11 protein-coding genes are annotated in these 13,661 nt (G+C 71.1%); 8 read left to right on the top strand and 3 right to left on the bottom strand.

From position 1 onward, the window contains the following. Window positions 1–16: 16 nt before the first annotated feature. The 6 genes from ABZY11_RS06690 (at window position 17) to ABZY11_RS06665 (ending at window position 7,305) form a co-directional block, all read left to right on the top strand. A complete protein-coding gene (locus ABZY11_RS06690; RefSeq protein WP_356478061.1) occupies window positions 17–1,921 on the top strand; it encodes a PQQ-binding-like beta-propeller repeat protein in 1,905 nt (634 codons plus the stop codon). Between the two features lie 270 nt (window positions 1,922–2,191). Beyond that, complete coding sequence (locus tag ABZY11_RS06685) at window positions 2,192–2,884, top strand: LuxR C-terminal-related transcriptional regulator (protein WP_356478060.1); 693 nt, start codon at window positions 2,192–2,194, stop codon at window positions 2,882–2,884. Window positions 2,885–3,015: 131 nt separating this feature from the next. After that, entirely contained in the window at window positions 3,016–4,059 is a 1,044-nt protein-coding gene (galT, locus tag ABZY11_RS06680; protein WP_356478059.1) for a galactose-1-phosphate uridylyltransferase, read from the top strand. Next, window positions 4,056–5,036: a UDP-glucose 4-epimerase GalE gene (gene galE / locus ABZY11_RS06675; protein ID WP_356478058.1), complete on the top strand. Its 981-nt coding sequence runs from the start codon at window positions 4,056–4,058 to the stop codon at window positions 5,034–5,036. The genes galT and galE overlap by 4 nt, the downstream gene beginning before the upstream one ends. Continuing rightward, window positions 5,033–6,199 (top strand): galactokinase, encoded by a 1,167-nt coding sequence (gene galK, locus ABZY11_RS06670; RefSeq protein WP_356478057.1) that lies wholly within the window; start codon window positions 5,033–5,035, stop codon window positions 6,197–6,199. Before galE ends, galK begins: the two co-directional genes overlap by 4 nt. A 293-nt stretch (window positions 6,200–6,492) precedes the next feature. Further along, window positions 6,493–7,305, top strand: coding sequence for a response regulator transcription factor (locus ABZY11_RS06665; RefSeq protein ID WP_356478056.1), 813 nt, complete (start codon window positions 6,493–6,495; stop codon window positions 7,303–7,305). Here ABZY11_RS06665 and ABZY11_RS06660 read toward each other — a convergent pair. Further along, complete coding sequence (locus ABZY11_RS06660) at window positions 7,264–7,761, bottom strand: MarR family transcriptional regulator (protein WP_356478055.1); 498 nt, start codon at window positions 7,759–7,761, stop codon at window positions 7,264–7,266. The genes ABZY11_RS06665 and ABZY11_RS06660 overlap by 42 nt on opposite strands. A gap of 88 nt (window positions 7,762–7,849) precedes the next feature. On the opposite strand from ABZY11_RS06660, the gene ABZY11_RS06655 reads away from it, so the two are divergent. Continuing rightward, window positions 7,850–8,644, top strand: coding sequence for a trans-aconitate 2-methyltransferase (locus ABZY11_RS06655; RefSeq protein WP_356478054.1), 795 nt, complete (start codon window positions 7,850–7,852; stop codon window positions 8,642–8,644). A gap of 208 nt (window positions 8,645–8,852) precedes the next feature. Here the strand turns inward: ABZY11_RS06655 and ABZY11_RS06650 are convergent, their stop codons facing one another. Then, complete coding sequence (locus tag ABZY11_RS06650; RefSeq protein WP_356478053.1) at window positions 8,853–9,542, bottom strand: TetR/AcrR family transcriptional regulator; 690 nt, start codon at window positions 9,540–9,542, stop codon at window positions 8,853–8,855. Continuing rightward, window positions 9,539–10,540: a fatty acid desaturase gene (locus ABZY11_RS06645; protein ID WP_356478052.1), complete on the bottom strand. Its 1,002-nt coding sequence runs from the start codon at window positions 10,538–10,540 to the stop codon at window positions 9,539–9,541. The genes ABZY11_RS06650 and ABZY11_RS06645 overlap by 4 nt, the downstream gene beginning before the upstream one ends. A 323-nt stretch (window positions 10,541–10,863) precedes the next feature. Between ABZY11_RS06645 and ppc the strand changes: the two genes are divergently transcribed. Beyond that, entirely contained in the window at window positions 10,864–13,593 is a 2,730-nt protein-coding gene (ppc, locus tag ABZY11_RS06640) for a phosphoenolpyruvate carboxylase (RefSeq protein WP_356478051.1), read from the top strand. Window positions 13,594–13,661: the final 68 nt, after the last annotated feature.

Here is a 13,661-nt window from a genome sequence, read left to right as displayed (position 1 = left end):
CAGAGGTACGTACGCCATGACGCAGCCCCCCCAGCCGCCCAACGATCCGCCCCAGGGCGGATTCGGCGCCCCGCAGGACCCCCCGCCGGGTGGATTCGGCGCCCCGACCCCGCCGCCCGCGGACGCGTTCGGCAAGCAGCCGGCCACCCCGCCCGCAGGTGGGTTCGGCGCCCCGACCCCGCCGCCCGCGGACGCCGCGCCGACCGTCGGCGCCCCGCAGCAGCCGGGCCCCGGTTACGGCTATCCGCAGGGCCAGCCCCCGCAGCCGGGCTACGGCTACCCGCAGGGCCAGCCCCCGCAGCCCGGTTACGGCTACCCGCAGGCGCCCGTGCCCGGACAGCCGCAGCAGGGTTACGGATTCCCGCAGGGCATGCCGCCGGGCCAGCCGCCGCAGCAGGGGTACGGCTACCAGACCACGCCGATGCAGCAGCCGCAGATGCCGCAGCAGAACGGGAACGGCGGCAAGAAGTTCTCCACCCAGATGCAGATCATCGTCGCCGCCTCGGTCGCCGTGGTGCTGATCGTCGCCGGTGGCATCTGGTACTCCTCCAGCGGCGGTGACGACGACAAGAAGGACGAGGCGTCCCGGTCCAGCGGCTCCACCGAGGGCAAGGACGGCGAGAACACAGGCGCCGCCGCCGACGGTGCGGGCAAGGAGAAGGCGCCTTCGGACCCCAAGTCCAAGGTCGCCTTCCAGCTGCCGCTGCCGAAGGTCACCGACGTCACCAAGGTCGACGGCTCCTGGCTGACCGACAAGGCGTACGTGAAGACCGGCCTGAACGAGATCGTCGCGTACGACCCGGCCAAGGGCACCAAGCTGTGGTCCATCCCGCTGGCGGGCCAGGTCTGTGCCGCCTCCCGGCACATGTCCAAGGACTACAAGACCGCGATCGCCTTCGAGCAGAGCAAGCCGACCAAGGCGACCAAGTACCCGCCGTGCAACCAGGTCGGCGCGATCGACCTGAACACCGGCAAGCTGATGTGGAGCAAGTCGGTCAACGCCGCCACCAGCGGTGACGCACCGGTCAGGTTCGACGAGGTCACGCTCAGCGGCACCACGGTCGCCGCGGGCGGAACCGAGGGCGGCGCCGCCTTCGACCTGAACACCGGCGCCGAGCGCTGGAAGCCCAAGGCCAGTACCGACGGCTGCTACGACAAGGGATACGGCGGCGGCGAAGCACTCGCGGTGGTCCGCAAGTGCGGTACGTACGACGACCCGCAGCTCGTCATCCAGGCGCTGAACCCCACCACCGGGGCCCCGATCTCCTCGTACAAGATGCCGCCCGGCGTCGATTACGCGAGCATCGTCTCCACCAAGCCGCTGGTCGTCGCGGCCGACGTCGGCGACACCGCCGGTGACGGCAGTGGCATCTCGGACTTCTTCTCGATCGACGCCTCCACCGGCAAGCTGCTCACCAGGATCGCGGCGGACGGCGAGAAGTACGCCGCGCGCTGCGCCTCCACCGAGGTCGAGAGCTGCAGCCAGCTGGCCGTCGGCAACAACCGCATCTACGTGCCGACCGAGGACCACGAGGGCACCGGCGAGTACGGCGACACCAACGAGATCGTCTCCTTCGACCTCACCACCGGCAAGCCGACCAGCGACCGGGCCGACGCGGGCGACCGCTACACGATGTTCCCGATCCGCATGGACGGCGGCAACATCATCGCCTACCGGGTCCCCCCGTACGACAAGGGCGGCCAGGTCGTCTCCATCGACGGCGCCACGTTCAAGCAGACGGTGCTGATGGAGAACCCGAGCGACGAGTCCATCCGTGACGCGGAGACCAGCTTCACGCCGGACTACTCCGAGTTCCGCTACAGCGACGGGCACCTGTACCTGTCCAGCACGATGGTCAGCAAGCCGCACGGCTCGCTGGACGAGAGCCGCCGACTGGTGGTCAGCTTCAGCAGGCAGTAACAGCAGGCGGTATGCGCGCGGGGGTGGTGTCCGTCCGTCGGACACCACCCCCGCGCACGTTCGGGTCAGCTGATCCGTAATGGTCGCCGGGCAGATCACAACGGCGACCAGTCGGACATGGCACACCATCAACCGGTCCCGAACGCACGCCGATTCGGTGTTCTGGAGCCTTTTGGCCGGTAAGACGCCCGTGGCGTCGAACAAGCGTGTAGCTTGCCGGGTCAGGAAGGCCGGGGGGCCCGGTGTGCCGGTGCTACGGGGGTGTGCTCGATGGGCGTGCGGCTCATGGTGGTCGATGATCACAGACTGCTCGCCGAGGCACTGGCCTCTGCGCTGAAACTGCGGGGCCACCGCGTCCTCGCGGCAGCCGCACCGACCTCGGGGGCGGCGGAGCTGGTGGTCAGCAGGGCCCCGGAGGTCTGTCTGTTCGGCACCGCGGCACCCGCCGAACCCGGCGCCTTCGACCCGATCGTACGGATCCGGCGCGAGCGCCCGCAGGTGGCCGTCGTGGTGCTCGGACCGGTGCCCAGCCCGCGCGGGATCGCGGCGGCCTTCGCGGCGGGGGCCGCGGGATACGTCCGCCACGACGAGCGCATGGAGGGCGTCGAACGGGCGATGGTCAAGGCACGCGCCGGAGAGGCGGCGGTGGCGCCGCAACTCCTTCAGGGTGCCTTCGCCGAACTGCTCAATCCCGCCGCGGCGCCCGACGACGAGGGGCAGCGGCTGCTTCAGCTGCTCACCCCGCGCGAGGTCGAGGTCCTGGTGCGGGTCGCCGAGGGCGAGGACACCCGGCTGATCGCGGCCGGGATGCGGATCGCGCCGAGCACCGCGCGCACGCATGTGCAGCGGGTACTGATGAAGCTGGGCGTCGGCTCCCGGCTGGAGGCCGCGGCACTCGCGGCCCGCACGGGGCTGCTGGACCGCGCGGCACCGGCCGGGCGGCCGGGACAGCCGCACCACTGAGCCGCGCCACCACCACCCCTCCACACACACCCGGACACCGAGCCCTGAGGCATGCCGCCCGGCGTGGACGACTCATTGACGCGTTTGTTGAGTTGTGGTTCATTGTGTTCGGTTATGTTTGGAGGAACCTGGTGAAGAAGACGGTTACGACGCTCGCCGACGGCCGGGAGCTGCTCTACTACGACCGCCGTGACGACGTCGTGCGCGATGCCGTCGACCGACGCCCGCTCGACGCCGTCTCGACCTCGTCCGAGATCCGGCGCGACCCGTTCCTCGGCGACAGCGTCGCCATCGCCTCGCACCGCCAGGGCCGGATCTACCACCCGCCGGCCGACGAGTGCCCGCTCTGCCCCTCGCGGGACGGCCGGCGGAGCGAGATCCCCGAGGCCGACTACGACGTCGCCGTCTTCGAGAACCGCTTCCCCTCGCTCGCCGGTGACTCCGGCCGCTGCGAGGTCGTCTGCTTCACCTCCGACCACGACGCGTCGTTCGCCGACCTCACCGAGGACCAGGCCGCCCTGGTCCTGGAGGCATGGACCGACCGCACTGCCGAACTCGCCGAACTTCCGCAGGTCAAGCAGGTGTTCTGCTTCGAGAACCGGGGCGCCGAGATCGGCGTCACGCTCGGCCACCCGCACGGGCAGATCTACGCGTACCCCTTCGTCACCCCGCGCACCGAGCTGATGCTCCGCTCGATGGCGGCCCACCGCGCGAAGACCGGCGGCAACCTCTTCGACGACGTGGTGGCCCGCGAGGAGGCGGACGGCTCCCGGATCGTCATCGACGCCGAGCACTGGGTCGCCTTCGTGCCCTACGCCGCGCACTGGCCGTACGAAGTCCACCTGCATCCTCGCCGCCGTGTCCCCGATCTGAGGGAACTCGACGAGGCCGCGCGTACGGAGTTTCCACAGGTTTATCTGGAACTCTTGAGGCGATTCGACCGGATCTTCGGCCCCGGCGAGCCGCCGACCCCGTACATCTCGGCCTGGCACCAGGCCCCGTTCGGTGTCCCCGGACGGGAGGACTTCGGGCTCCATCTGGAGCTTTTCACCATCCGACGTACCTCCGGCAAGCTGAAGTTCCTCGCGGGTTCCGAATCCGGCATGAACGTGTTCATCAACGATGTGCCGCCGGAGGCCGCGGCCCAGCGACTGCGAGAGGTAGCGAGCGAGTGAGCAAGCCCCAGAAGAAGTACCTGGTCACGGGTGGCGCGGGATATGTCGGCAGTGTGGTCGCCCAGCACCTGCTGGAGGCCGGGCACGCGGTCACCGTTCTCGACGACCTCTCGACCGGGTTCCGGGAGGGCGTCCCGGCCGGGGCCGAGTTCATCGAGGGCCGTATCCAGGACGCGGCGAAGTGGCTGGACGCCTCCTACGACGGGGTGCTGCACTTCGCCGCGTACTCCCAGGTCGGCGAGTCCGTCACGGACCCGGAGAAGTACTGGGTGAACAACGTCGGCGGGTCCGTCGCGCTGCTCGCCGCGATGCGTGACGCCGGCGTGCGCACCCTGGTCTTCTCCTCCACCGCCGCCACCTACGGCGAACCGGCAACCACCCCCATCACCGAGTCCGACGCGACCGCCCCCACCAACCCCTACGGCGCCACCAAGCTCGCCGTCGACCACATGATCAGCGGCGAGGCGGCCGCGCACGGCCTGGCCGCGGTCTCGCTGCGCTACTTCAACGTGGCCGGGGCGTACGGCAGTTGCGGGGAGCGGCACAGCCCCGAATCGCACCTCATCCCGCTGGTCCTCCAGGTCGCCCTCGGCCGGCGCGAGTCGATCTCCGTGTACGGGGACGACTACCCGACCCCCGACGGCACCTGCGTCCGCGACTACATCCATGTCGCCGACCTCGCCGAGGCCCATCTGCTGGCCCTGGACGCGGCCACCGCGGGCGAGCACCTGATCTGCAACCTCGGCAACGGCAACGGCTTCTCGGTGCGCGAGGTCATCGAGACCGTCCGCGAGGTCACCGGCCACCCCGTCCCGGAGACCGCGGCCCCCCGCCGCGCCGGTGACCCCGCCGTGCTGGTCGCCTCCGCCGCCACCGCCAGGGAGCGGCTCGGCTGGTCGCCGTCCCGCGCCGACCTGACCGGAATCGTCACCGACGCCTGGACGTTCGCCCGCCGAGAGGAGCCCACCGCCCCATGACCGAGAACAGTGAGCTGACCGCCTCCTTCACCGAGCTCTACGGGCGCGCGCCGGAAGGGATCTGGGCGGCCCCGGGCCGGGTCAATCTGATCGGCGAGTACACCGACTTCAACGACGGCTTCGTGATGCCGCTCGCGCTGCCGCACACCGCGCGCGCGGCCGTCGCCCGCCGCACCGACGGCGAACTGCGGCTCCACTCGACCGACGTGCCCGGCGGCGTCGTCCGGCTCCGGGTCGACGAACTGGCCCCGCACCAGGGGCACGGCTGGGCGGCGTACCCGGCCGGAGTCGTCTGGGCGCTGCGCGAGGCCGGCCATCCGGTCACCGGGGCGGACATCCAGCTGACCTCCACGGTCCCCACCGGTGCGGGCCTGTCCTCCTCCGCCGCGCTGGAGGTCGTCACCGCGCTCTCCCTGAACGACCTCTTCGAACTCCAGCTCTCCGCGCCTGAGTTGGCGGTGCTCGGCCAGCGTGCCGAGAACGCCTTCGTGGGCGTGCCGTGCGGGGTCATGGACCAGATGGCCTCCGCCTGCTGCACCGAGGGCCACGCCCTGCACCTGGACACCCGCGACCTCACCCAGCGCCAGGTCCCCTTCGACCTGGCCGCGAGCGGACTGCGGCTGCTCGTGGTCGACACCCAGGTCAAGCACGCGCTCGGCGACGGTGAGTACGCCGAGCGGCGGGCCGGCTGCGAGGCGGGCGCGGCGGCGCTCGGCGTACGGACGCTGCGCGAGGTGCCGTACGACGGCCTCGGCGCGGCCCTGGACACCCTGGCGGCGGCCGGGGTCGACGAGTCCGTGGTGCGCTACGTACGCCATGTGGTCAGCGACAACCAGCGGGTGGAGCAGGTCATCGCACTGCTCGACGCGGGCGACGTGCGGGCCGCGGGCCCGGTCCTCGACGCCGGGCACGCCTCGCTCCGCGACGATCTGCGGGTCTCCTGCCCGGAGCTGGACCTGGTGGTGTCGGCGGCCAACGAGGCCGGGGCGCTCGGTGCGCGGATGACCGGGGGCGGCTTCGGCGGCTCGGCGATCGTGCTGGTGGAGGAGGAGCAGGCGGACACGGTCACCAAGTCCGTGCTGGAGGCGTTCGCCTCGGCGGGCTTCGCGACGCCGCGGATCTTCCCGGCCGTGCCCTCGGCGGGCGCCCGCCGCCTCGTCTGATCCCTCCCGCCCCGGTACACCGCACGGGTCACACCCGAACATCCGGCCGACACCGGTCAGTTCTGCGAATCACCTTGCGCCGGGGCCCGCCGGCCGTACTCTGATGCACAGCACCGGTGGGGGCCGGTGCTGATTCAGGGGTACGAGACAGTCGGGTACGGCGCCCGGGGCGGGTTGCAGTCGGCACACGGCGGCGGCCGTGGGACTGCGGTCCAACTCCCCGATCCGGGGTGCCGTACCCGCGCTGGCCGGCCCCTTCGGCGGGCCGGGGGTGGCCCAGGAACAGACGCGGCATGGGGGTGCCTGTGGTTCGTATCCGGGTTCTCGTGGTGGACGACCACCGTATTTTCGCCGAATCGCTGGCAGCGGCGCTCGCGGCCGAGCCGGACGTCGACGTCGCGGCGGCGGGCAGCGGCCCCGCCGCGTTACGGTGCCTGGAGCGGGCCGCCGCCGAGGGCCGCGGCTACGACGTGATGCTGATCGATGCCGAACTGGGCATCCTGGGCACGGCGGGGGGCCGCCAAACGCCCGTCCCGGTCCCCGCCGACGGGGAGAACGCCCCGGTGGACGGCATCTCCCTGGTGGCCGGGGTCCGTTCGGACCGGCCGTCCGTGCGCACGGTGGTGCTCGCCGAGAAGGACGACCCGCACCGGGCCGCGCTGGCACTGCAGGCCGGGGCCTGCGGATGGGTCGCCAAGGACTGCTCGCTGCAACGGCTGCTCACGGTTGTCCGCGGGGTGCTGCGGGACGAGACCCATCTGCCCCCGGCACTGCTCACGGGCGTGCTGCGGGAGCTGACGGCGGCGCGCAAGCACCGCACCGAGAGCGAGCAACTGGTGGAGTCGCTGACCCCGCGCGAACGCGAGGTGCTGCGCTGCATGGTGGCGGGCCTGGGCCGCAAGGCGGTGGCCGAGCGGCTCTTCCTCTCCCCGCACACGGTCCGTACCCATATGCAGAACGTGCTGGGGAAACTGGGCGTGCACTCCACGCTGGCCGCGGTCGCACTGGCCCGGCGAGCGGGCATCGGCCCGGCCGGCCCGGCCCCGGCCCCGGCCGGACCGGCCCTAGCCGGGGATGTTGTCGAACGGGGCGGTCAACTGGCGTAGCAGTCCGGCCAGTTCGCCCCGCTGCTGGGTGGAGAGTTCGCTCAGGATGGCGCGCTCCTGGGCGAGCAGGCCGGCCAGTGACTGGTCGGCCTTGTCGCGGCCCTCGGCGGTGAGCCGGACGAGCACGCCGCGGCGGTCGCTGGGGTCGGGGAGGCGCTCGACGAGGTTCTTCTTGGTCAGCCGGTCGATGCGGTTGGTCATCGTGCCGGAGGTGACCAGGGTCTGGGTGAGGAGCTGGCCGGGGGAGAGCTGGTAAGGGGAACCCGCACGACGCAGGGACGTCAGTACGTCGAACTCCCAGGGCTCCAGATTGTGCTCGGAGAAGGCGATCCGGCGGGCCCGATCGAGATGGCGGGCCAGGCGGGAGACGCGGCTGAGCACCTCAAGTGGTTCCACGTCGAGGTCGGGGCGCTCGCGGCGCCATGCAGCGACCAGTCGGTCGACCTCGTCCTCCATGCGGATCATTGTAGTGGGTCTGTCGACATGAAGTCTCTTGAATTCAAGTGTCTTGACATCAAGATATGTCTGGCGTGATCCTGACCTCATGACCGCACCCACCTGGGACCCGCAGCAGTACCTGCGCCACGCCGACCACCGCACCCGCCCCTTCCTCGACCTCCTCGCCCGGATCGCCGACCTCCCCGCCGCCGCACCCCGGATCGCCGACCTCGGCTGCGGAGCGGGCAACGTCACCGTCCTGCTCGCCGACCGCTGGCCCGAGGCCCGGATCACCGGCTACGACAACTCCCCGCAGATGCTCGAACGGGCCCGCGCCCACGCCGGCCCCCACCTCGACTTCGCCGAGGCCGACGCGACGACCTGGACCCCCGCCGAGCGTCACGACCTGATCGTCTCCAACGCCCTGCTCCAATGGGTCCCCGACCACGCCGCCCGCTTCCCGGCCTGGCTGGACGCGATCACCCCCGGCGGCACGCTCGCCTTCCAGGTCCCCGGCAACTTCGACCAGCCCAGCCACGTCCTGATGCGGGAACTCGCCGACTCCCCGCGCTGGCGCGACCGCCTGGCCGACGAGCTCCGCCACGCCGACGCGGTGCTCACCCCCACCGCCTACCTCGACGCGCTGACCGCCCCCGGCATCACGGCGGACGTCTGGGAGACCACGTATCTGCACCTGCTGCACGGCCAGGACCCGGTACTCGACTGGGTCAAGGGCACCGGCCTGCGCCCCGTCCTGACCGCCCTCGCGGACGACCCCGAAGCCCGCGAGGCGTTCCTCACCGAGTACCGCGACCTGCTCCGCACCGCCTACCCCCAGGGCCCGCACGGCACCGTCTTCCCGTTCCGCCGCCTCTTCGCCGTGGCCCGCAAGGAGAGGTGACCCACTGCGCGGACGGACGGACGGACGGCCGGCCGACCGTCACGGCTCGTCCACCGTGTATCCGTCCTGGGGCGGCACCGGCCGGCGGGAGCTGTCGCGGTGAACGGCTCGGCGGTCGTGATTCCTCGCACCGACGGGACTCTTGGCCTGCGGGCCACGGTGGGGGCCGCCTCCCTGCCCCGTCATCACAATGAGTGATCGGACCGGTTCAGTTTTTACGGTGCCCTATCAGCCGGGGCTTCGCCTCCAGGTTCTCCAGGCCGTGCCAGGCCAGATTCACCAGGTGGGCGGCGACCTCCGACTTCTTCGGCTTGCGGGCGTTGACCCACCACTGGCCGGTCAGGGCGACCATGCCGACCAGCGCCTGCGCGTACAGCGGGGCCAGCTTCGGGTCGAAGCCGCGGGCCTTGAACTCCAGGCCCAGGATGTCCTCCACCTGGGTGGCGATATCGCTGATCAGGGAGGCGAAGGTGCCGGTCGACTGGGCCACGGGGGAGTCGCGGACCAGGATGCGGAAGCCGTCGGTGTACGTCTCGATGTAGTCGAGCAGGGCGAACGCGGCCTGTTCCAGGAGCTCGCGGGGGTGGCCCGCGGTCAGCGCGCTGGTGACCATGTCCAGGAGCTGGCGCATCTCGCGGTCGACCACGACGGCGTACAGGCCCTCCTTGCCGCCGAAGTGCTCGTACACGACCGGCTTGGAGACACCGGCACGGGAGGCGATCTCCTCGACCGAGGTGCCCTCGAAACCCTTGTCGGCGAAGAGGGTACGGCCGATGTCCAGCAACTGCTCGCGGCGCTCCTTGCCGGTCATCCTGACCCGGCGGGTGCGCCGGGCGGAGGAGGAAGGACGGTTTTTCTCGTTGTTGGTGCTGGAGTCGGTCGCCACATCGTCAATCATGCCGCGTCGGCGCGCTCGGGGTCGCGCCGGGCGTCGATCCGCCGGGAGTCGATCCGGGCGGAGTCCGGCCAGCGCACGTCGTGCGCCCAGCCCAGCTGCTCGAACCAGCGGATCAACCGGGCACTCGAATCGATCTGCCCCCTCATCACACCGTGCCGGGCACTCGTCGGATCGGCGTGGTGCAGGTTGTGCCAGGACTCGCCGCAGGACAGGACCGCGAGCCACCACACGTTCCCGGACCGGTCACGTGACTTGAAGGGCCGCTTGCCGACCGCGTGGCAGATCGAGTTGATCGACCAGGTGACGTGGTGCAGCAGGGCCACCCGGACCAGCGAGCCCCAGAAGAAGGCCGTCGCCGCACCCCACCACGACATCGTCACCAGACCGCCGACCAGCGGCGGGACCGCCATCGAAACGATCGTGAAGGTGACGAAGTGCCGGGAGACGCCGCGGATCGCCGGGTCCTTGATCAGGTCGGGGGCGTACTTCTGCTGCGGAGTCTGCTCCTCGTCGAACATCCAGCCGATGTGGGCCCACCACAGGCCCTTCATCAGGGCGGGCAGGCTCTCGCCGAATCGCCACGGCGAGTGCGGGTCGCCCTCCGCGTCGGAGAAGCGGTGATGCTTGCGGTGGTCGGCCACCCAGCGCACCAGCGGACCCTCCACGGCCAGCGAACCCGCGACGGCGAGGGCGATGCGGAGCGGACGCTTCGCCTTGAAGGAGCCATGCGTGAAATAGCGGTGGAAGCCGATCGTGATGCCGTGGCAGCCGATGAAGTACATCGTCACGAGCAGGCCCAGATCGAGCCAGCTCACACCGCGGCCCCAGGCCAGCGGCACCGCCGCGACCAGCGCCACGAACGGCACCACGATGAACAGCAGAAGCGCGATCTGCTCGACCGACCGCTTGTTGTCCCCGCCGAGCGTGGCGGAGGTGGCGACCTGACCCTCGGCCGCCGATGGCTGGGTGTCGTCGATCACGGCGGGGCTGGTGTTCATGGGGAGTCCCCTGGGGATGAGGAATACGACGGACAGCCCTGGCTACGCACCCGTAACCTACGGCGACGTAAGTATGGCAGCGTCAAGGCCCGCCGCACGAGAGCACGGCGGGCCGCCCACGAAGGGGAAACCCGATCGGGCCGAGAGCGGCGCCGACGGAGTGGACACCTATCCTGGTGGGGTCGGACAGCGCGGTCCGCACTCTGCTTTGCCGGGGTGGCGTCAGCACCGCTGCCTGTCGTGGCCCCGGAGTACCCCCGTGGCCGCTGCCTGCCGCGGCCCCGGAGACCCCCGTGCTCAACCACTGCAAGGAGCCGCACACTGTGAGCAGTGCCGACCAGACCCCTGCCGCCGGCGCCGAGCTGCGCGCCGACATCCGCCGCCTCGGTGACCTGCTGGGCGAGACCCTCGTACGCCAGGAGAACCAGGAGCTCCTCGACCTCGTCGAGCGCGTCCGCGCCCTGACCCGCACCGACGGCGAGGCCGCTGCCGCGCTCCTCGGCGACACGGACCTGGAGACCGCCGCACAGCTCGTGCGCGCCTTCTCCACCTACTTCCACCTCGCCAACGTCACCGAGCAGGTGCACCGCGCCCGCGAGATGCGCGACCGGCGGGCCGCCGAGGGCGGGCTCCTCGCCCGCACCGCCGACCGGCTCAAGGACGCCGACCCCGTCCACCTGCGCGAGACCGTCAAGAACCTCAACGTACGGCCCGTCTTCACCGCGCACCCGACCGAGGCCGCCCGGCGCTCCGTGCTGAACAAGCTCCGCCGCATCGCCGCGCTCCTGGAGACCCCCGTCGTCGAGGCCGACCGGCGCCGCCAGGACCTGCGGCTCGCCGAGAACATCGACCTCATCTGGCAGACCGACGAACTGCGCGTGGTCCGCCCCGAGCCGGCCGACGAGGCCCGCAACGCCATCTACTACCTCGACGAACTCCACGCCAACGCCGTCGGCGACGTACTGGAGGACCTGGCCGCCGAGCTCGAACGCGTCGGCGTCGAGCTGCCCGCGGGCACCCGTCCGCTCACCTTCGGCACCTGGATCGGCGGCGACCGCGACGGCAACCCCAACGTGACGCCCGCCGTCACCTGGGAAGTGCTGATCCTCCAGCACGAACACGGGATCACCGACGCCCTCGAACTCATCGACCACCTGCGCGGACTGCTCTCCAACTCCATCCGCTACACCGGTGCCACCGACGAGCTGCTGACCTCGCTCGAAGCCGACCTGGAACGCCTCCCCGAGATCAGCCCGCGCTACAAGCGGCTGAACGCCGAGGAGCCCTACCGCCTCAAGGCGACCTGCATCCGGCAGAAGCTCGTCAACACCCGCGAACGCCTCGCCTCCGGAACCCCGCACCGCCCCGGCTGCGACTACCTCGGCACCGCCGAGCTGATCGCCGACCTGGAGCTCATCCAGACCTCGCTGCGCGAGCACCGCGGCGGGCTCTTCGCCGACGGGCGGATGGACCGCACCATCCGTACGCTCTCCGCCTTCGGCCTCCAGCTCGCCACCATGGACGTCCGCGAACACGCCGACGCCCACCACCACGCCCTCGGCCAGCTCTTCGACCGGCTCGGCGAGGAGTCCTGGCGCTACGCCGACATGCCCCGCGACTACCGGCAGAAGCTCCTCGCCAAGGAACTCCGCTCCCGTCGCCCGCTCGCCCCGACCCCGGCCCCGCTCGACGCCGCCGGCGAGAAGACCCTCGGCGTCTTCCACACCGTCAAGGAAGCCTTCGAGCGCTTCGGCCCCGAAGTCATCGAGTCCTACATCATCTCGATGTGCCAGGGCGCCGACGACGTCTTCGCCGCCGCCGTACTGGCCCGTGAGGCCGGTCTGATCGACCTGCACGGCGGCTGGGCCAAGATCGGCATCGTGCCGCTCCTGGAGACCACCGACGAGCTGCGCGCCGCCGACGTCATCCTCGACGAGATGCTCGCCGACCCGTCGTACCGCCGGCTCGTCTCCCTGCGCGGCGACGTGCAGGAGGTCATGCTCGGGTACTCCGACTCCTCCAAGTTCGGCGGCATCACCACCTCGCAGTGGGAGATCCACCGCGCCCAGCGCCGCCTCCGCGACGTCGCGCACCGCTACGGCGTACGCCTCCGCCTCTTCCACGGCCGCGGCGGCACCGTCGGCCGCGGCGGCGGCCCCTCGCACGACGCGATCCTCGCCCAGCCCTGGGGCACCCTTGAGGGCGAGATCAAGGTGACCGAGCAGGGCGAGGTCATCTCCGACAAGTACCTCATCCCGGCGCTCGCCCGGGAGAACCTGGAACTGACCGTCGCGGCCACCCTCCAGGCCTCCGCCCTGCACACCGCGCCCCGCCAGTCCGACGAGGCCCTGGCCCGCTGGGACGCGGCGATGGACACCGTCTCCGACGCCGCGCACGACGCGTACCGCAAGCTGGTCGAGGACCCGGACCTGCCCGCGTACTTCTTCGCCTCCACCCCCGTCGACCAGCTCGCCGAACTGCACCTCGGCTCGCGGCCGTCACGGCGCCCGGACTCCGGCGCCGGACTCGACGGACTGCGGGCCATCCCGTGGGTCTTCGGCTGGACCCAGTCCCGCCAGATCGTCCCCGGCTGGTACGGCGTCGGCTCCGGACTCAAGGCACTGCGCGAGGCCGGTCTGGACACCGTCCTGGACGAAATGCACGAGCACTGGCACTTCTTCCGGAACTTCATCTCGAATGTGGAGATGACCCTCGCCAAGACAGACCTGCGGATCGCCCGCCACTACGTCGACACGCTCGTCCCCGACGAGCTGAAGCACGTCTTCGCCGACATCGAGGCCGAGCACGCACTCACCGTGCGGGAAGTCCTGAAGGTCACCGGCGGGACCGAACTGCTCGGCACCAGCCCGGTGCTCCAGCAGACGTTCGCCATCCGGGATGCCTACCTGGACCCGATCTCCTACCTCCAGGTCTCGCTGCTGGCCCGCCAGCGCGAAGCCGCGGCACGCGGCGAGGAAGCGGACCCGCTGCTCGCCAGGGCCCTGCTGCTCACCGTGAACGGTGTCGCCGCGGGTCTGCGCAACACCGGCTGACCTTCTCGCCCGCTGCATGACAGTGCCCCCACCGGACGCATCCGGTGGGGGCACTTCGCTGCGCGGTG

Origin of the sequence: Streptomyces sp. NPDC006510 (assembly GCF_040611955.1) — a bacterium.
Classification (GTDB): domain Bacteria; phylum Actinomycetota; class Actinomycetes; order Streptomycetales; family Streptomycetaceae; genus Streptomyces.
This window is presented reverse-complemented; position numbering and strand designations above follow the sequence as displayed.

What these genes read in the sequence shown, in the direction of transcription:
- ABZY11_RS06690 (WP_356478061.1), top strand. Translation starts at nt 17, where the DNA reads ATGACGCAGCCCCCCCAGCCGCCCAACGATCCGCCCCAGGGCGGATTC.
- ABZY11_RS06685 (WP_356478060.1), top strand. Translation starts at nt 2,192, where the DNA reads ATGGGCGTGCGGCTCATGGTGGTCGATGATCACAGACTGCTCGCCGAG.
- galK (WP_356478057.1), top strand. Translation starts at nt 5,033, where the DNA reads ATGACCGAGAACAGTGAGCTGACCGCCTCCTTCACCGAGCTCTACGGG.
- ABZY11_RS06665 (WP_356478056.1), top strand. Translation starts at nt 6,493, where the DNA reads ATGGGGGTGCCTGTGGTTCGTATCCGGGTTCTCGTGGTGGACGACCAC.
- ABZY11_RS06660 (WP_356478055.1), bottom strand. Translation starts at nt 7,761, where the DNA reads ATGGAGGACGAGGTCGACCGACTGGTCGCTGCATGGCGCCGCGAGCGC.
- ABZY11_RS06655 (WP_356478054.1), top strand. Translation starts at nt 7,850, where the DNA reads ATGACCGCACCCACCTGGGACCCGCAGCAGTACCTGCGCCACGCCGAC.
- ABZY11_RS06650 (WP_356478053.1), bottom strand. Translation starts at nt 9,542, where the DNA reads ATGATTGACGATGTGGCGACCGACTCCAGCACCAACAACGAGAAAAAC.
- ABZY11_RS06645 (WP_356478052.1), bottom strand. Translation starts at nt 10,540, where the DNA reads ATGAACACCAGCCCCGCCGTGATCGACGACACCCAGCCATCGGCGGCC.